Below are 18,087 nucleotides of genomic sequence, written 5' to 3'. Positions count from 1 at the left end.
GCGCGCGCCACATCGAGGGTGAAGCGGTTCCCGTCGTTGGTGCTGGGCCTGCCCAGGCGTTTCCACGCCTTGGGCGACAACTCCTCCTGCTCGCCCGCCTTGCGCACCACCGCGCGGGAGTCGCCGACGACCAGGGAATCTTCGAGTGCCTTGACCGCGACGGTGACCGGCCCGAAGACGGACCAGTGCCGGGAAACATTGCGATGCGCTGTCCCGACCGCGGTTGCCGCGACCCGGGCGGCTTGACGGTACTCCTTCGCCTCGTCGGGCCGGTTGTTCCTCGCGGCTGCTGCGGCGGCCTCCATCGCCAGGCCGCCCCACACCGCGTAGTGGTCCGGCTCGGCCCCGGTGATCTTCGGCTCCAATGCGTCCATGCTCCGGGCGGCGACCTGTTCCGCCTCGTCCAACCTTCCCTGCCTCACCAGCAGCCAGCACATGCAGCCGACGCCTGAGCCCGCCGCGAGCATGTCTCCGGCCTGACGGGCGTCCATGATGGCGTCGCGCACGGCGGCGTACGCGATGTCGTACTGCCGTACCTGGGTGAGGTAGGTGCCGGCCAGACGCAGCGCCTCGGCGCGGGCCAGCAGGGCCTGCCGGTGCTCGTCCCCGCTGTCGTAGTAGGCGACGGCCTGTGCGGCATCACGCAAAAGGACCGGCAGTTGGGCCGCGACGCTCTTGTAGCTGTCGGAGAAGTACAGCACCCGTGCGTCTTGCAGGGTCCGCCGGAAGGTGCGCAGGTTCGGTTTCTCGCCCACGGCTTCGGCGTCCTGGTCCACGAGTCCGACGGCCGGGGTGAGGGCGGCGCGGAGCTGGATCAGGTTGACGCGGTTCGGCTCCTCGGTCCGCCCGACGGGCTCCGGGGCATCGGACGCCATCAAGGCAGCCGTGGTCACCCCCAGCGCGCGGGCAAGCGTGTGCAAGGTCTCCATGCGGATGGTGCCGCCCTGCTCGGCCTTGCGTACCGTGCCCGGCGATACGCCTGCGGCATGGGCCAGTTCCTCCTGGCTCATCCCCGCGCGACGCCGGTACCTGCGGACGTTGTCGGCCAGCTCCGTAATCATCAACTCACCACCTCCCACTCCACGGTACGCCCGGCCAGCACATCAGCCGGGGGCGATCCGGCAGACACCCACCTACAGGGGTGCCGCACGCGTGGCGAGCCGGAACTCCGGCAGAATCGGGGTCTGCGTCGGAGGGGTCCCTCGTCGGTCGGGCAGCTTCGCCGTGCCAGGGTTCCCCGGGGGCCGCCAAGGCTCACCTTGTGACGCGTGCGCTCGGCCTTGGCGGCCCCCCGGGGGTTCCTGGTACGCCTCCGGTGACCGGGCGGCGAGGGGCCCCTCCCGCGACCCGCGACCCACACCACGACGAAGCCGCACACGTAAGTCATCCCCCTGCCCCTCAGAGGGAGGGCCGGGGTCTGGGGCGGAGCCCCGGAAGTGGTTCGCTGTGCTGGTTGTTGCGCGCCCGGACCGGCGGGGTCGTCGGCAAGCGGGGCGGAGACAGGAGCGGGCGGCGGCCCCGCCGGGCCGGAGCGCGCCCGGCCCGCGTCAGCGGGCCGCCTTGATCAAGTAAAGAAACTCTGAACAGCTCTCCGGGAACTATCCGGAAGTCGTCCCCTGTTGCCACACCGTGGCGTGGTCCGGGGTCAGCGTCACTGTCGGCCTTCGGCAAGCCTGTCGCGCAGGAGTTGGGCCTTGGCGGCCTTCTCCTCGGGTGTGTAGTTGCCGTTGAGGCGCTTGCGTTGTTCCATGACGGCGCGCATGGCGTCCCGGTGGGCTGTGGAGGCTTCGAATTCGGCGCCGGCCTTCGCCAAGCGTTCCTCGGCGGCTTTCAGTTCGGCGGCGACCTCGTCATCGGTCTTGCCGCTGAGCCTTACGACCTCTTCGTCCGCTCGGCGCTGAGCTGTCGTCTGTTCCAGCGTCTCGTTATAACGCTTGAGGAACTGATCACGCGGGCTGAGCTGGCGGACGAAGACACCCCGACCCTGTACGGAGTAGATCAGCCCTTCCTCCTTGAGGACCCGCAGGGCGTTCTGCGCGGTGGAGTTGGCGATGCCGAACTGAGCTTGTAGGTCGCGGGCGGACGGGAGTTTGGCCCCTGGTGTGAGCTGGCCGTCCTGGATCTGTTTGCGAAGTGCGTCCGCGGTCTGCACGTACGGGGGTCGGGGGTCGTCGGCCGGTGCGGCCTGCCATCCCCGCTGAAGGTCACCGAGTCCGACGTATGCGGGGTCCGACTCGCTGGCGGCAGCCTCTTCTTCGTGCTCGGCATCCGTGTTCTGGGCGCGTACGTAGCTGCCCCGGCCGAGGACGGAGTAGATCAGCCCTTCCTCTTTGAGTAGGCGCAGGGCGTTCTGGACCGTCGAGCTCGCGATCCCGAAGCGCCGTTGCAGCTCGCGCGCGGACGGCAGCCGCTCACCCGGGCGCAGTTCGCCGTCGCGAATGGCGGCACGTAGGACGTCGGCGGCCTGCACGTACGGCGGCCGGGGGTCCTGGTCCAGGGGCAGCGTCATGGCACGAGGGTAGCGGCGGACCGGCACCCACGGCATACCCGGCCGCCCCTGCGCCCGAGACGCACAGGCGTATCGATACGAATCGAGCGTTGCGCATGTAGCGGGCGTGCGGCTAGGGTCATGGCGAGTCGATCAAGCGGCTCCATCGAACGAGGATGTGATGGCATGGCCATGACCCGTATCCGTGTTGCTCTGCTGCCGTCGGCGGTGTGCATCGCGGGCACCGACCCGGCGCTGAAGATCAAGGACCAGCAGTCCGGGGAGGTCGCCACCGACCGGGAGACCGGTGCGTCGCCGTACACGGTGACCGTGATGCTCATGGAGGACGGCCGCGCCGAGGTCCTGAAGATCACAGTCCCGGAGACGGGCCTGGCCGCCGGGCTCAAGCCGGGCGCGATGGTGCGGCCGGTGGAGCTGTTCGCGACCCCCTGGGCGCGGATCTTCAACGGGCAGCTCTCCGACGGCGTCGCCTACCGGGCCGCCCGTCTGGAGCTGGTGACGGTGGAGGCGAACCAGTGATCCGCTTCGAAAGCGCCATGCCGGAGCGGGAGTTGCATCCGCTCCGGCCCCTGCCGGGGACCGCAGACAAGGCCACGTTCGCCGTCTCGGCCGCTGTGCTCGATCTGCTTGGCCTGAGCCCGGAGCAGGCGGCCCGCCTGGATCTGGTCCACGTGCTCCGCCTGATACGCGAAGAGGGGGCCTGACATGGAAGCCATCGCGGGATACGCACCGGATGCACTGCTGGCCGTGGCCGCGCTGGTCGGTGTGTGGCTGCTGGTGACGGTGGTGCGCTACGTGCGTGCCGACCGGGGCACGCGGGTGAGCATGCGGCAGGCCGTCCGGGTGCGGTGGGGCTGGGTACGCCTCGCGCGGATGGCCGGGCTGACGGTCACCGACAAAACCCCGGGCCTCCTCGCGCAGATTACCGCGTCCAAAGACGGCCCCGCCCCTGCGCCTCGGGTGCTCACACCCCGGATCAAGGTGAAGCCCGACCGGTTTGGGGTGATCGTACGGGCCCGGACGCTGCCGCAGGTCGGGCTGGAGGAGTACCAGAAGTCGGCGCGGTTCCTGGCCGACGCCTGGCGGTGCACGCGGGTCTCCATCCTGCCGGACTGCCCCGGCAAGGTCGTGATCCGGGGCGTTCGCTCCGACCCCCTGACCACACCGACCACGCACCGACCCACCGGCCTCCCGCCCACCGATCTGACGCGCTGGGAGCTGGGCATCGACGAGTACGCCGCCCGGGTGTGCGTGTCCCTGGCCAACGTTCCCGGGGTGACCGTGGCCGGCGTCCCGGGTGCGGGCAAGACCTCGGGGGTCAACAAGTTCGTCTGCGACTTCGCGCCGTCTCCGTCCGTGCAGATCGCGACGGCGGACGGGAAGGTGTCCCGGGCTTCGGAGGGCGACTACGCCGACCTGGTCAAGCGGATGTTCGCGTTCTGCGGGGACGACCTCGACGAAGCGAACACACTGTTCAAGCGGCTGGTGGAGCTGCGTAAGCGACGCTCGGCGACCATCCGGGACGTGCTGGGCGTGAAGAACATGTGGCACGTCGGCCCTTCTCCGGAGTGGCCGCTCACGGTTCTGATCATCGAGAGGCGCACACGTACTTCCGCGAGTACAAGGGCAGCGACCCGGCCACGAAGCGACTGGCCGCGTTGACGGCGGAGAACGCCCGGCTGGTGGAGGACCTGGTCAAGAAGGGCCGCAGCGTCGGCATCCTGGTGATCCTGATCAGCCAGAAGACCACCGGCGACGCCATCCCCACCTTCATCCGCGACGTATGCCCCATCGGGCTCTCCTTCGCGCAGAAGACGGTGGAGGCCGCGGTGGCCGCGCTGGGTGAGGACATCCGCAACTGGCCCGACGCCAGCCCGGTCACCTTGCAGGACCCCGCCTACGTCGGCGTCGCGGTGATGGCGATGCAGGGCCGCCCCGGCTACACCCGCATCCGCACCCCCTACGTCTCGGACGCCGACGCCGCCCGCGTCGCCGAGGACACCTCGCACCTGACCGCCGATCCGGACCTGTGCCTGGACGCCCTCCTCCGCTCGACCGGCCGGACGGCAACGCCCGCGCCCTCGCTCACCAAATGATCCCGAAACGCCCACGCCGGAAGGGAGGTTGAGATCATGGCGGAGGAACGGTTCACCCGGCGCACCGTGACCGTGGTCATGGCGGTCATCGCGGCCCTGGCCTTCGTCTTCTCCTTCGGCAACGTCTGGGCCCTCGCCATGCGGCTCGGCGTCCCCCACCCGATCGCGCCGCTGATCGCCCCCATGGTGGACCTGTCCGTTGTCGGGCTCCTGGTTGCGCTGCGATTCCTGGCCCTGCGCGGTGTCCCCAAGACGGAGTTGAGGGCTGGCACTCGGCTGCTGGCCGGACGCTACGGACGGGCCTGCCTGGACACCGTCGCCCCGCTCCTGCTCCTCGGCTGGGGCCACGTCGGCCCCGCCTTCCTCGCCCAGTTCCACACCCTCACCCACCCCACCCGACACCTGGAGGCAGCCGCCATCTCCGAACCGGTGCCCGACGAAGCACCCGCACCCGAGCCCCCGACGCCCGCACCGGTCGTCGTCACCTCCCCGGCCGAGGAACTGGAACCCGCTCCAACTCCGGTCGCCGTCACGAAGGCAACTCGGCCCGCCTCCGGCCCGGCCCTGCCTGCCGCCCTGCTGGACGCGGCCCGGCGCATCGCGGACACCCACCACGCCGAGCACGGAACACCGATCACCGCCGCCCACCTGGGAACCCGCATGGGCATCGCCCTGCCGGTGGCCACCACCGCACTCGCTCAGCTCTGAGCACCGGCCCACACCGGCCGCATCTCCCTCGCTGAACCCACGCCCGCCCCAGGGCCTGGTTCGTCATGCCCCGAGCAGCACCAACACACCTTCCTGCATGGCTGGTTGCTGCTCGGGGCCACCCACCCGAACAGAAGGGACACTCCCCGCATGGTCACCCTGGACCTGCGCCACGTGGCAAGCCCCGCCGTACGGGACCTGCTCCACCTGGCCAATCACCCCGACTTCGACCGCGCGCAACAGCAGATCGAACGCCTCGGCGGGTGCGCCGAACCCGTCCGCCTGACCGGCCGCACCACCACCGTCGACACCACGACCGGCGAAGTCCTGCGTACCTACACCTCCTCCGACGAGCCCACGGGCAGTCTGCTCACCGCGTGCGGCAACCGCCGCGCCTCCCGTTGCCCGGCCTGCTCCCGCCTCTACGCCGCCGACACCTACCACCTCATCCGCGCCGGCCCCTCCGGCGGCAAAACCGTCCCCGACACCATCCGCACCCACCCCCGCGTCTTCGCCACCCTCACCGCCCCCTCCTTCGGCCCCGTCCACAACCGCCCCGACGCCCGACCCTGCCGCTGCGGAACCCGCCACGAACTCACGGACCCCATGCTCGGCACCCCGCTGAACCCGGCGACGTACGACTACACGGGCGCGGTCCTCTTCAACGCCTACGCCGGGGCCTTGTGGGCACGCTTCACCACCTACCTGCGCCGCGAACTCGCCACCCGGCTCGACCTGACCCAGAAAGCTGCCCGCGCGGTGCTGCGGGTGTCCTTCGCCAAGGTCGCCGAGTACCAGAAGCGCGGCCTGGTCCACTTCCACGCCGTGATCCGACTCGACGGACCCGACGGCAGCACACAGCCCCCGCCCTCGTACGCCACGGTCGCTGTGCTCACCGACGCCATCCATGCCGCCGCACCCCGCGCCCGCATCTCCATCACCTCGGATGCCATCGGGGAACGCGAACTCACCTGGGGCCAGCAGCTCGACGTGCGCGAGATCGCCGCCTTCGGTACCGACAGCGAACTGACCGATCAGGCGGTCGCCGCCTACGTGGCCAAGTACGCCACCAAATCCGCCGACGCCTCCGGCACCCTCGACCGCTCCCTGTTCTGCCGCCCCTGCCAGGGACGCGGCGCCACCCTCCTGCCCCACGGGACCGCGCTCCCGTGCACCGCGTGCGACGGCACCGGACAGTCCCGGCCGCTGCCCCGGCTCGCCGTCGCCCGCCATGTGCGGCAGATGATCCGCACCTGCTGGGACCTGGGCCGCCTGCCGGAGTTTGACCACCTAAAGCTCTGGAAGTGGGCGCACATGCTCGGCTTCCGGGGCCACTTCTCCACCAAATCCCGCTCCTACTCCGTGACGCTCGGCGCGCTGCGCGATGCCCGCCACGCCTGGCGCACCGAACAGGCCCACGCCCACGCCGACCTTCCCGAACCCGATCCGACGACCACGCTCGTCGTCGGCCACTGGGACTACCTCGGCTCGGGCTACAGCCCCGGCGCCGCGCTCCTCGCCGCCTCCGTATGGCACCGCAGGGAAATGGAACGCCAGTTCACGGCCGAAGGCGGTTGCTGATGACCTCGCCCCCGCCGACTGTCCTCCGCTCGGAAGTGATCCCGGTGCTGGATCTGCTGACGGTGCCCCAAGTGATGGCCCGCCTCCAGATCGGCCGCTCCGCCGTCTACGACCTGCTCCGCACCGGCCAACTCGCCTCGATCACCCTCGGCCGCGCCCGCCGCATCCCCACCCACGCCCTCACCGACTTCATCCACACCCGACTCGAACAGGACGCCGCCTGATGACCACACCCCGCGACACCCCCGCATCCCGCCGCGTCCGCGCCAACGGCGACGGAACCGTCTACCAACGCAAGGACAGCCGCTGGGAAGCCGCCGGATACGTCCTCGCACCCGGCAACACCCGCAAGCGCATCCACGTCTACGGCACCACCCGCAAGGAAGCCCTCGCCAAGCTCACCGAGAAGATCGCCGCCAGCAACCGCGGCCTTCCCGTGCCCTCCGCGCAGGGCAGCGTGGCCGCGTACCTGACGTACTGGCTGGAGAACGTCGCCGTCCACCACCTCCGCGAGAACACCCACACCCGATACACCGCCTGCGTCAACCTCTACCTCATCCCCGGCCTGGGCAAGAAGAAGCTCACCAAGCTCACCGCCAAGGACATCCGCACCCGGCTCAACCAGCTCCGTACCACCTGCCAGTGCTGCGCACGCGGCATCGACGCCCGGCGTGATGACCCCCGCTGCTGTGCCACCGGCCAGTGCTGCCACAAGCTGCTCTCCCCGCTGACGCTCACCTACATCCACTCCGTGCTCAAGTCCGCTCTGGAGCACGCCGTCCGCGAGGAAGAGATCCCGCGCAACGGCGCCCGCAATGTCCGCACCGGCACCCCACGGCCCCGCCGCTTCGAACCCCTCACCGCCGACGAAGCCCGCCAACTCCTCACCGCGGCGTATGGTCACCGGTTGCACGCGCTGTTCGAACTCGCCCTCCACACCGGACTCCGGAAGGGCGAACTCCTCGGCCTGCACTGGGAAGACCTCCACCTCGACGCGGGCACCGCCGCCATCCGCCGCACCCTTCAGCGAACCGCCGCAGGCGGGCTCACCACGCTGCCCACCAAGACGCGGGCCTCCGAGCGCCGCATCGCCCTCCCCACCCGCTGCCGCCAGTCACTGAAGCTCCACCACGAACAGCAGCAGCGCGAGCGTGAGGCCGCGGGCACGACGTGGCTGCACGACGGGCACGTGTTCACCACAGTGCAGGGCAGACCGATCGACCCGACCAACCTCACCCGCACCTTCCTCACGCTCCTCCGCAACGCCGGCCTCCGCCGCATCCGCTTCCACGACCTCCGGCACTCCACCGCCACACTGCTCCTGGAACAGGGCGTCGAACTCGTCGTCATCAAGGAGCTCCTCGGCCACGCCCACATCGGTGTCACCGCCACCGTCTACGCCCACGTGAGGCTCCGCCTCCAGCGAGACGCTATCGACGCCCTCTGCACCGCGCTCGACGGCCCGCCGAACACCGGCACAGGCAATGCTGACGGCGACGAACCGCCGCCCTGCACCGCCCTCGTCCGCTGACGTTGCCGTCAACTACTGCCGTCACCCCACGCAGAAGCCCCGCCAGGAGTCGGCGGTTTCTAGGGATCGTCGCAACACGTGGTTGGTTGTGTCAGGCGGCGAGTAGTTTATGCAGGCGCTCGGCTGGAGTTTCCCAGCCGAGCGTTTTGCGTGGGCGGCCGTTGAGCTCGGCAGCAACGGCTGCCAGGTGCTCGCGGGCGTGGACGGACAGGTCGGTGCCCTTGGGGAAGTACTGCCGCAGCAGGCCGTTCGTGTTCTCGTTCGATCCGCGCTGCCAGGGGCTGGCAGGGTCGCAGAAGTAGACGGGGACGTTCGTGGTGAGGCTGAAGGCGTGGTGGGCTGCCATTTCCGAGCCTTGGTCCCAGGTCAGGGAGCGTGTCAGATGCGAGGGCAGACTCTGCACGGTCTTCACCAGCGCGTCGCGCATGTGCTCAGCGGCGCGGCCGTCGGGCAGGTGTACCAGCATCACGTAGCGGGTGGCGCGTTCGACGAGAGTACCGATTGCGGAGCCGTTGTCCTTCCCGATGATGAGGTCGCCTTCCCAGTGGCCGGGCACCGCCCGGTCCTCCGCCTCGGCCGGCCGTTCACTGATCATGACCATCGGGTGGCTGAAGCGCGGCTGCCGGCTGGCCGCCTGTCGCTGGGGCCTGCGACGTGCTCGCCCCGAGCGCAGGGCGCGGGCCACTTCACGGCGTAGTTCGCCGCGGCCCTGGACATAGAGGGCCTGGTAGACCGTCTCGTGAACCACGTGCATCTCCGGCCGGTCGGGGAACTGTGCACGCAGAGCGTTGCAGATCTGCTCCGGGCTCCACCGCAGGGACAGGTGATGCTGGATGAAGTCCCGCAGCGCGGCATTCCGAGCGATCTTGCCCACCTTGGGGCGGCGTCGGCGGGCGTCGGTGCGGGCTTGGGCCGCGTGGGGACGGTAGTGCCGCCGGCCACGGGGATCCGTGGTGCTGTTGCGCTGGATCTCCCGGCTGACGGTCGACGGGCTGCGTCCCAGCTCGGCGGCGATCGCACGGATCGTGGCCTTCTCCCGCAGCCGGTCGGCGATATGAAGGCGCTCGTCATCGCGCAGATATCGGCCCGAAGACATGGCGACGGGCGCCTGCCCTTGCTGGGCAGGCGCCCGAAACCTGTCCGGATCGCTCCGGCCGTTGCGCCACTCGCGGCCGGTCCGTTCGTTGACGCCCACCAGCCGGTACGCTTCTTTGTTGCTGTAGCCCTGTCGCACGAGCCGGAAGTATTCCTCCCGCTCCCGCCGCAACTTCATCGGCCCGTGAGCCTTACGGACCTTCCGGATCTCGAAGTCCATCGCATCCCCTGAGCTGGGGTGTTGCGACGACCACTAGAACGCAAGGTCGCCTGACGGGGCTTCAACTTTGCTACCGATATCTAGTGCGACGGTTGCGGGATCGAACGAAGAGGTTACGCCTCACTTCCCGCTGATCAGTCTTCACCGAGAAGACCAATAGCTTCCGGAAGCTCCAAAATTACACTCCTGCGCTCCGGGTTTTCCTCCAGTTCGGCACACTCAAGAACCAGGGAAGTAACTTCCCGACGCCCCTCTTCCGAGAGATTACGAAACAGGGCGGCAGCAGGTTCGAGAATGTCCGTTGCGATATCCGGATCAATATCTTCATCGTCCGTCAAGTCGATCGAGACGACGACGCTTACGAATGCGCGAACCAGGACCTTGTTGACATCCATCAGGGTACGACCCTCACTCGAATGTTGGTGATCAGGAGGCCGCCAAGGACTTTTCGAGCCCGCGCGGCCTCAGCCGCAGTGGGGACTTCCCACCGGCCGCTGTAACCGTTCTGCTCAAGCGCCAGAGATTGATTCATGGCTTGCCGGTATGTCTTGTTGAAGGTTGTGACGCTCACCTTTCGGTCGATCATCACGCCGTTGGCCGCATCAAACCCATCGAATTTGATCTGAGACAGGCTATTTCCGCCAGCCTTGTAGTACTGCAACGCTGGGGCCACGCCAGCCCTGGAACCCGTCGCCCCAGCATCATAAGCCCGCGCTGCGGAACTCATATTTGCGTTCTCGTTGACCCAATCGACGCTGCCATCGCAGTTGTGAACGAGAACCGGCGTGGCCCCCGCCAGCACATAGTACGTGTGGAGGTCACTGACGGTGAGGTTGTGGACCGCGGCCGACCGGGCTGTCCACCGCTTGATCGCGCTGATCTGGACATAGGTGCCGGCACTGGTCCGGAGCCATTCGCCCGGCCGCAGCTCGGTGGCGGCGATCCAGGCGTTGAGTTCAGGGATCCAGAAGGGGTGGCCGTCGGTCGCGGTGACCGTGGCGGTCGCCTTGCCGTTGGAGCCGTCCGTGTCGACGGTGATCTGGACGAGGTGCTTGACGCCCTGGCCCTTGATCTCGGCAGTGACGGTTTCGACAGCGGTCTCGCCGGTCTCCGGATCGGTGGCCAGGACCTGGTCACCGTTCTTGACGTCCTCGATCGGCTTGTCCGTGCCGTCGGCCATCAGGACCGGCGTGCCCGGCACGAAGCTGTTGCACCCTTCGGCCTCGCCGCCCTTGGCCTTCCCGCCCTGTCCGCCGCCTCCGCCGCCTGCCTTGGCCGCCTTCCTTTCCTGCCTCTTGGCCGTGTGGGCCGCTATCTTCTGTTTGACGTTGCCGGTCTTGTTGGCCGCCTTCTTCGCCGCTCTGGTCGCCGCCTGCTGGGCCTTCTTCTTCAGCTGGGCGGCCTTCCTGGCCGCGTCCGCGGCTTTCTTCCTGGCGAGTTTGGCGAGTTCCTCCGCCCGCTTCGCCATGGCGATGATCTTGCGGGCCTTGTCCTGTGCCTTGCGCCAGGCGCTGATCGCGTCGAAGGTCATCTCGACCGCGCGCCAGACCTTCTTGCCCTTGCTGAAGACCGCCGACCACGGGATGGCATCCATGATCAGGCTGCCGCAGGACCACAAGTCACCCCGCGAGAAGCAGCTGACCACGTCGTTCCAGCCGACGAACTCCTTCAGCACGGCCCAGCCGACGCTGAGGATGATGTCGGACATCGACTTGTTCAGCTGCCCCTGGGCCCACGCCACCACCGAGGCACCGGGGCCGCCGTAGTCGCCTCCACCGCCACCGCCACCCGAGGCCTGGGAGACCGTGCCCGTGGGGTCGGCGAAGGTGACCGGGTTGCTCTCGCAGTAGACGTACCCGTTCATCTGGACCGGGTCCGCCAGGTCCAGGACCGGGTCCGCCGAGAGGAAACGGCCCGTCGACGGGTCGTACTCCCGCGCCCCGAGGTGCACCAGACCGCTGGCCGCGTCGTCGCCGCCACCGATGTAGGAACGGTGCGAGCGCCACGAGTTGGCCTCACTGCGTTCCACACCGAACGGGTCGGTCCTGGAGAACTGCACGGTGGAGCCGCCGCTCAGCCCCACATTCAGGTACGCCGTGCCGTTCTGGTCCGAGACCTGCGCGGACACCGTCGAGGCGCTGGTGCCCTGCGCGTGCCGCATCACCGTCGGAGCGCCCGGCTGCGCGTAGTACCGCTCGGTGTACGACAGCGCGCCCGACGCCGTCATCGCGACCGTGGTGTCCCCGAGGAACAGGGTCCGCTCGCTCGCGCTGAGCGCCATCAGCCGCTCGCCGGAGGCGTCGTAGATGTAGGTCGTCTCGTTCGCCGGCGCCCACGACTGGGCGGTACCGTTCGGATCGCAGGTGTACAGCTGGAGCTTGGTGCCGTTGGCCGGGTTCGCGCTCGGCACATCGAGGCACTTGCCCGACGCGATGTGCTTGAGCTTGTGACCGGCGGCGACCGCCGTCCACTGCTGGCCCGCCGCGCCCGTGCAGTCCGCGATCACCACAGCCGTACCGTTGGCCGTGGCGCCGCCCGCCGGAACCGCGCACTTCCCGAGGACCTTCAGCGTGCCCTGCGAGGAGTCCGTGGGCGAGACCGCGTCGATGCGCAGCTTCTGGGCCTTGGTGCCGTTGCAGTTGTAGAGCTGGAGCGCGGTGCCCGCGGTCGTCGACGCCGACGTGAGGTCCACGCACTTGTTGTCGAGTCCCACCCAGGGGCCGGAGCCGTTCTCCCCGAAGCCGGTGACCTTCTCGACCATGCCGTCCCACGTCCACTGCAGCGCCTGCTGATCGGCGCCGTCGGTGCGCGTGCGGGTGTTGCCGGCCTCGTCGTACTTCCGCTGTCCCGCCTCGGTGACCCGCGCGCCGGCCTCGGTGGAGTACGTCGACGACATGGAGGTCAGCGTGTGCGGCTGCTCGCCGTTCGCCCCGCCGTACTCGTACGACGTGACCGTGTCCTTCGAGGGGTCCGACACCGTGCTGCCGTCGACCAGCGCCATGTGGTGCTTGACCAGCGTTTTCCGGTTGCCCAGCTCGTCGTAGGTGTAGGTCTGCCGGTACCCGTCCCCCGCCGGTCCCGCCGCCACGGTGCCCGGCGTCCCGTCGCTCTTCGTGGCGCACGTCGTGTCCTGCGCCGTCCACGCCTGGGTGAGCTCGCCGAGCGGGTCGTAGGTGAAGCACTGCTGCTCGGTGACCGCGTTGGAGCGGTCCGCGATCCCGGTGACGTTGCCCGCGTTGTCGTAGCGGTAGGTCCGCGCGTTGACCCGGTAGCCGGTGACCGTCGTCGTATCGGCGATCGATTCGCGGTCGATGACGCTCTGCGTGAGCGCACCGCTCGACTCGTCGAACACGTTGGTCGTCCACAGCCGGTTCGGCTGCTCGCCGGTGACGGTGCGCAGCACCTCGCCGTAGGGGCTGTAGCTGACGTCGGCGGTGTACCACTGGTCACCGGAGGTCGAGATGGGCAGCCCGTCCTTGTTGTAACGGGTGACGATCTCCTCGCTGCCGAAGGCGCCGGCGGCGGGCAGCTTCACGGCCTTCGGCAGGCCGGTGCGGGTGTACTCGTACGTGTAGCTGTACGAGTCCTTGAGCCCGTAGATCAGCGCGGTCGCGGACGGCAGCGAGACCGTCTTACCGGTCGGCAGGTAGTCCGGCGTGTAGCCGGTGACGGAGGACGTGTAGGCCAGTCCGTCGGTGTACCGGCTCGCGGAGGAGGGCAGTCCGATCCCGCCGGGCGCCTGGTCGTACCCGTTCAGGGTGAGGAGCGCGCCCGAGGAGGAGCCGAGTCGCTGCTCGGTGGGGCGCGACAGCCTGTCGTAGCCGTTCCACACCGTCACGCCGCGCGAGTCGGTGGTCGTCTGCGGCCGGTCCAGCGCGTCGTAGGTGGTCTTCGTCGTACCGGTGTCGGGGTCGGTGGCCGTGATCTGCCGGCCGCGGGCGTCGTACGTCCAGGACCAGGTGTTGCCCCGGGTGTCCTTCGCGGCGACCTGGTCGCCGCGCGCGTCGTAGCGGTACGTGGTCGTGCGGTGCGCGCTGCGGGCCGCGTCGGTGAAGGTGTCGACGCGGACCGTGCGGCCGAGCGCGTCGGTGTAACTGCGCTGCGAGGCGCCGCCCGTGGGCTCGATCGCGGTCGAGTAGTCGTAGCCGTACTCGCTGCGGGACGCCTTCTCCGGCTTCGCGGTGCCGGCTTCGTACGGGGTCTCGGACAGGGTGCGGCCGAGACCGTCGTACGCGTACAGCGTGGAGTTCGGTATCTGGTAGTCCGACGCCACCTCGTACATGACCGTCTTCGGGTCACCGGTCGCGTAGTAGGCGTTGTCCGTCCGCCTGACCGTGCCGTTCGCGCTGTAGACCACGTCGGTGATCAGACGTCCCTCGCCGGTGGCGGGCGTCTGGGTCTGGCGCTCCCGGCCCAGGCCGTCGTAGAACGCCACGGTGTCGCTGTACTCACCGTCGTCGCCCAGCGTCGAGGTGACGACGGACACCGGCTCGTCGGGGGTGGTGTTGTAGGCGAATTTCACCGACGGGACCTCGGTGGTGGCCTGCGAGGGGCTCCAGCCGGCCGTGGTGCGCCCCAGCGCGTCATAGGCGTATCTGGTGGTGTTGCGGTTCGCGTCGGTCTCTTCGAGCGTGGTGCCCCGGCCGGGCTCGATCGACGTGGTCGACGCGTGGCCGAGCGGGTTGGTGGTGGTGACCGCGTACACCTGGCCCGTGGGCGGGTCGTACGAGGTTCTCTCGGTGTTGTCCTCGGCGTCGCTCGTGGACGTGGCACGGCCGTAGTCATCGTAGCCGAGGGAGGCGGTCTTCGTCCAGGAGCCGCCGCTGCCGCTGATGTCCCATGTGGTGGTCACCAGGCCGGTCTTCGGGGCGGCGCCGAACGCGGCGTCGTCGTAGGCGACACGGGAGCCGTCGATCCAGTCGGCGGCGGTCGCGGTGGCCGCCTGCGCGCAGGTGCCGGCGGTGGTCAGTGTCTCCTTGGCCAGGCCGATCAGGTTCTTGGCCTCGTTGTGGACGTAGGAGCTGACCGTGCAGGACTCGTCGCCGGAGATGTCGCTGTCTCCCAGCACCTCGACCTCGACCGGCAGACCGTACGTGTCGTCGTACGTGGTCGAGGTCTTCACCGTCCGCGTGGTCCGCTTGTCGTCGGTGGAGCCCGAGGAACGGTTCACGGAGACGCTGTGGTCGCTGAGGACGCGGTACGCGTGCAGGGCGGGGACGCCGTCGCCGCGGTTGCCCCGCGTCGCGAGGACCTTCACCGTGGGGTAGTCGACCGTGCGGGTGAGCAGCGTCCCGGCGTACTTGGTGTACGTGAGGGTCTCGGCGACGCGCCCCTGATAGGCGGTCTTGTCCGCGGCGATGGTGGCGCCGTCGGCGTCCTTCAGGGTGACGGAGCGTGTCGTGCCTCCGGGCAGCGGATCGCCGTCCATGCCACGGAAGTAACGCGTCTCGCTCATGCCGCGCTGGGTGCCCATGTACTCGGCCGTGGAGTCGGCGCCGGTGACGGTGCGCACCAGCTCGTAGCCGCGCCACTGGTCGTACGTGCGGGTCTTCTTCTTGGAGAACTCGGCCTCGTTGAGCGCCCAGGCGCCGCCGCCGACGTACTCGTAGGCGGTGGACACCGCCGGGACGCCGGTCATCCCGGCCTGCTCCTGGACGGAGTCGACGACGTACTTGTTGAACCACGAGATGGACTCGTCGGCCTTGTCGGGGTCGGCGTGCCAGTAGGCGGGGAAACAGCGCCCGGTGTTCGCCTCGGGTTTGGGGAAGCCGCTGCCGGTGGCGCACGCCCCGGCCGGAGCGGCGTAGTCGACGACGGTTTCGCCGCCGTACTCGTTCACGACGCGGACGACGCGCATACGGTCGAACGTGGGGTTGGGATCCTTCGCCCCCTCCTTGACCCGGTTGGGCATGGGGGTGACGTTGGCGAGGAAGGTGACCGGGTTGAGCGGGATGACCTCTTTGTCGGTGCCGTACCCGGAGCGGGACAGGGACTCCAGCCACAGGGCGGTGCCCTCGTCGGTGCGCTCGGCGGGCAGGGACTGCTGGAGTGTCCAGCTGTCGACCGGTGACAGGGCCGTGGAACCCTTGGTGCGCTGCGCCTCCGTGGTGACCTTGGCGAGGCGCTTGCGGGACCAGAAGGTCGGGACGGGTACGAAGCAGTCCTCGCCGGCTTTGCCGGAGCAGTACAGGTCGGCGGGGGTGTCGTACCAGATGCGGTTGCGCGCGAAGTCGCCCGAGGTGAAGTTGGCGTCGGTGCACGCGATGCCGTCCTCGGCGTAGCAGCGCTCGTCGACGTTGAACCGGACGCGGGCGAGCGGGGCGGTGCCGAAGAGTGTGCCGGAGCGCTGGCCGTAGTCGATGCGGGTGAGGTGGCCACCGCGGTCGTAGGCGACCGGGGACTTGAACTTCATGTCCTTCGCGAAGTAGTTGGTCTCCTTGTCCCACCAGAGCGTCATGGCGTTGCCGTTGGGGTCCACGACGTAGTCGAGGTTCCAGCGCCATGCCTGGTCGCAGAAGGACTTCGCGAACTCCGCCGCGTAGCAGGGCTCATCGGGGTTGTTCCCGGCCACCGGCGCGGTCAGGACGGAGTTGGTGGTCTCATCGCCGGTCTTCCAGTTGGGCAGTTTGTGGCGGCCGAACCAGTACTCCATGCCGTCGCGGGTGGTGACCTTCCAGTACTCCCCGTCGTTGTCGCCGTTTCCGAAGGAGGTGTTCCTGCCGAGCTCGACCAGGGAGCCGTCACCGTTGGCGGTGACCCAGTCGCCGGACTTGTCGTCCAGGACGAGTTCCGTGGTGGTGCCGCCGAGGGTCAGTGTGGCGTTGGAGGAGCCCCAGCACAGATCACCGGTCTTGTGCTTGGCGTTGTTGGCGCCGCTGGTGCCGGCGTCGCTGGTGCACGCCTTGTAGGTACGGGTGATGGAGCCGGGGTTGTACTCCCAGCCGTCCCCGATCCACGACGCCTGGTTGTTGGTCGCCGACGTACGGCCGTCGACCACCTGGGAGTTGTAGCCGAACGCGATGCTCGGCGAGGGCCCGCCGGGAACGCCCGGGACCTGTAGGGGGTACGAGTAGCTGAAGCCGCCCGAGCTGCTGCCGGCCGACCAGGAACCGGCGCTGACCAGGGGCGTGGCGGAGAAGTCACCCTTGGATCCGCCGCCCGACGAGGTGGCGACCCAGACCGCGGTGCCCGAGCCGGCGGCGGTACGGAGCAGCGCTCCCGGGGCGGCCGGGTTGCGGAACAGCGCGTTCGTCAGGACCCCGGTGCCGGTGCCGCTCGACACGCGGGACGCGTTCGGGGAGAAGCCCGCGGGCGGCCCGGTCAGCGTGGCGACGTCCACCGTGGCCTCGATGCGCCGCTTTCCGTCGATCTTGCCGTCGCCGACGACGTCGTCGTCCTGCTCCTCGACGACGTTGTCGGTACGCACCTCGGTCGGCTCCGAGCACTCCTCGGAGCCGGGCGAGGACAGGAAGCACTCCGGGTACTGCACGAACTGGAGCCGGTCGGCCCAGTCGGCGCCGTACAGCTCGGCGAACTCGGTGTAGTCCAGCGCGACCACGGCTTCGCCGGTCGCGTCGGCGGGCGGCCGGACGGTGAAGACGAGGCCCTTGAGGTTCGTCCCGGCGAGTTCCGCCTGGTCGGCGAGGGCGACCTGCCAGTCGCCCTCCAGAGCGGCTGCCTCCTCTGCGGTGGCGCTGTCGGGTGCGCCGACCTCGATGGGCAGGCCGCCCACCGGGACCATGTCGCCGGCCGTCAGACCGGCCACGGTCTCGGTCGCCGCGGCGCCCGCCGGGGCTGATGTCCTGGAGGGCTCGTACTCCGCGGCCTGTTCGATCTCGGCCGTCGTGAGGTCGGCGTACACGCCGCCGTCCTCACCGGCCGCCGGATCGGTCTTCGCCAGGTCGAGGAGGTCCACACCGGCGCGCTTGTCGTCCGGTGGCACGGCGTACGCCGCGGGCAGCGCACCGGCCATCAGCGCACCGAAGACGAGGGCCACCACTCCGGTACGGAACCGGGCTCGTCTGCGCCGCTCGGCGCCCGTTCCGGGGAGATTGCCCCGGCCACTCCAGGAAAGTGAAATCCACACGACGGTCGTGGCCCCCCACGCACTCGATCGGCGCTGCCGGGTGTGGAGGGAAACCCCACCGCCGATCACCGAAGTTGACTGGCCGCATGTTCAGCCATGAACTTACGCGCCGTCAAATACCTTTCACCGTAGGTGATTTGAGTCACGGAAGATTTCCCGGTGAGTTGGGCAGTACTCCGCCAAGCCGCCACAGAAGTCTTTCCCCGTTCATTTTCTGTGTGGAATGTGAGAACCGGACATAACTTTCTTACCTTCCCCGAA

At 69.1% G+C, this 18,087-nt stretch carries 13 protein-coding genes; 8 read left to right on the top strand and 5 right to left on the bottom strand.

Translation table 11 applies throughout. The features are described 5' to 3' along the window. A partial coding sequence (locus ACIBAE_RS26745) for a helix-turn-helix domain-containing protein (RefSeq protein WP_399290168.1) occupies positions 1 to 1,061 on the bottom strand: 1,061 nt, incomplete at its 3' end. 590 nt (positions 1,062 to 1,651) lie between these two features. After that, a complete protein-coding gene (locus ACIBAE_RS26740) occupies positions 1,652 to 2,509 on the bottom strand; it encodes a GntR family transcriptional regulator (RefSeq protein WP_399290166.1) in 858 nt (285 codons plus the stop codon). Between the two features lie 165 nt (positions 2,510 to 2,674). Here ACIBAE_RS26740 and ACIBAE_RS26735 point away from each other — a divergent pair, with 165 nt between their 5' ends. From ACIBAE_RS26735 to ACIBAE_RS26700, 8 genes are all read left to right on the top strand, one after another. Next, positions 2,675 to 3,028 carry a hypothetical protein gene (locus ACIBAE_RS26735; protein WP_399290164.1) on the top strand — a complete coding sequence of 118 codons (354 nt, stop codon included), beginning with the start codon at positions 2,675 to 2,677 and terminating at the stop codon, positions 3,026 to 3,028. After that, positions 3,025 to 3,213: a hypothetical protein gene (locus ACIBAE_RS26730; RefSeq protein WP_399290162.1), complete on the top strand. Its 189-nt coding sequence runs from the start codon at positions 3,025 to 3,027 to the stop codon at positions 3,211 to 3,213. Before ACIBAE_RS26735 ends, ACIBAE_RS26730 begins: the two co-directional genes overlap by 4 nt. 1 nt (position 3,214) lies before the next feature. After that, on the top strand, positions 3,215 to 4,171 hold the full coding sequence (locus ACIBAE_RS26725; protein ID WP_399290160.1) for a hypothetical protein: 957 nt from the start codon (positions 3,215 to 3,217) through the stop codon (positions 4,169 to 4,171). Then, positions 4,168 to 4,605 (top strand): hypothetical protein, encoded by a 438-nt coding sequence (locus ACIBAE_RS26720; protein WP_399290158.1) that lies wholly within the window; start codon positions 4,168 to 4,170, stop codon positions 4,603 to 4,605. The genes ACIBAE_RS26725 and ACIBAE_RS26720 overlap by 4 nt, the downstream gene beginning before the upstream one ends. Before the next feature lie 36 nt (positions 4,606 to 4,641). After that, positions 4,642 to 5,313: a DUF2637 domain-containing protein gene (locus ACIBAE_RS26715; RefSeq protein WP_399290156.1), complete on the top strand. Its 672-nt coding sequence runs from the start codon at positions 4,642 to 4,644 to the stop codon at positions 5,311 to 5,313. 150 nt (positions 5,314 to 5,463) lie between these two features. After that, positions 5,464 to 6,894: a replication initiator gene (locus ACIBAE_RS26710; protein ID WP_399290154.1), complete on the top strand. Its 1,431-nt coding sequence runs from the start codon at positions 5,464 to 5,466 to the stop codon at positions 6,892 to 6,894. Continuing rightward, on the top strand, positions 6,894 to 7,118 hold the full coding sequence (locus ACIBAE_RS26705; RefSeq protein ID WP_399290152.1) for a helix-turn-helix domain-containing protein: 225 nt from the start codon (positions 6,894 to 6,896) through the stop codon (positions 7,116 to 7,118). The genes ACIBAE_RS26710 and ACIBAE_RS26705 overlap by 1 nt, the downstream gene beginning before the upstream one ends. Then, entirely contained in the window at positions 7,118 to 8,425 is a 1,308-nt protein-coding gene (locus tag ACIBAE_RS26700) for a tyrosine-type recombinase/integrase (RefSeq protein WP_399290150.1), read from the top strand. The genes ACIBAE_RS26705 and ACIBAE_RS26700 overlap by 1 nt, the downstream gene beginning before the upstream one ends. A 91-nt stretch (positions 8,426 to 8,516) precedes the next feature. Here the strand turns inward: ACIBAE_RS26700 and ACIBAE_RS26695 are convergent, their stop codons facing one another. From ACIBAE_RS26695 to ACIBAE_RS26685, 3 genes are all read right to left on the bottom strand, one after another. After that, a complete protein-coding gene (locus ACIBAE_RS26695) occupies positions 8,517 to 9,698 on the bottom strand; it encodes an IS30 family transposase (protein ID WP_399290177.1) in 1,182 nt (393 codons plus the stop codon). A gap of 176 nt (positions 9,699 to 9,874) precedes the next feature. Beyond that, complete coding sequence (locus ACIBAE_RS26690; protein ID WP_399290148.1) at positions 9,875 to 10,135, bottom strand: hypothetical protein; 261 nt, start codon at positions 10,133 to 10,135, stop codon at positions 9,875 to 9,877. Further along, positions 10,135 to 17,826: a ricin-type beta-trefoil lectin domain protein gene (locus tag ACIBAE_RS26685; RefSeq protein WP_399290146.1), complete on the bottom strand. Its 7,692-nt coding sequence runs from the start codon at positions 17,824 to 17,826 to the stop codon at positions 10,135 to 10,137. The genes ACIBAE_RS26690 and ACIBAE_RS26685 overlap by 1 nt, the downstream gene beginning before the upstream one ends. Between the last annotated feature and the right edge of the window lie 261 nt (positions 17,827 to 18,087).

It is taken from the genome of Streptomyces sp. NPDC051569 (assembly GCF_044454085.1).
In the GTDB taxonomy this organism is placed as follows: Bacteria; Actinomycetota; Actinomycetes; order Streptomycetales; family Streptomycetaceae; genus Streptomyces.
Note: the sequence above shows the minus strand (reverse complement) of the source record. Positions and strands in the feature narration are given on the sequence as shown.

Excerpts from the sequence above, each read along its gene's own strand:
- ACIBAE_RS26740 (WP_399290166.1), bottom strand. The coding sequence starts at position 2,509 with ATGACGCTGCCCCTGGACCAGGACCCCCGGCCGCCGTACGTGCAGGCC.
- ACIBAE_RS26735 (WP_399290164.1), top strand. The coding sequence starts at position 2,675 with ATGGCCATGACCCGTATCCGTGTTGCTCTGCTGCCGTCGGCGGTGTGC.
- ACIBAE_RS26725 (WP_399290160.1), top strand. The coding sequence starts at position 3,215 with ATGGAAGCCATCGCGGGATACGCACCGGATGCACTGCTGGCCGTGGCC.
- ACIBAE_RS26715 (WP_399290156.1), top strand. The coding sequence starts at position 4,642 with ATGGCGGAGGAACGGTTCACCCGGCGCACCGTGACCGTGGTCATGGCG.
- ACIBAE_RS26710 (WP_399290154.1), top strand. The coding sequence starts at position 5,464 with ATGGTCACCCTGGACCTGCGCCACGTGGCAAGCCCCGCCGTACGGGAC.
- ACIBAE_RS26705 (WP_399290152.1), top strand. The coding sequence starts at position 6,894 with ATGACCTCGCCCCCGCCGACTGTCCTCCGCTCGGAAGTGATCCCGGTG.
- ACIBAE_RS26700 (WP_399290150.1), top strand. The coding sequence starts at position 7,118 with ATGACCACACCCCGCGACACCCCCGCATCCCGCCGCGTCCGCGCCAAC.
- ACIBAE_RS26695 (WP_399290177.1), bottom strand. The coding sequence starts at position 9,698 with ATGAAGTTGCGGCGGGAGCGGGAGGAATACTTCCGGCTCGTGCGACAG.
- ACIBAE_RS26690 (WP_399290148.1), bottom strand. The coding sequence starts at position 10,135 with ATGGATGTCAACAAGGTCCTGGTTCGCGCATTCGTAAGCGTCGTCGTC.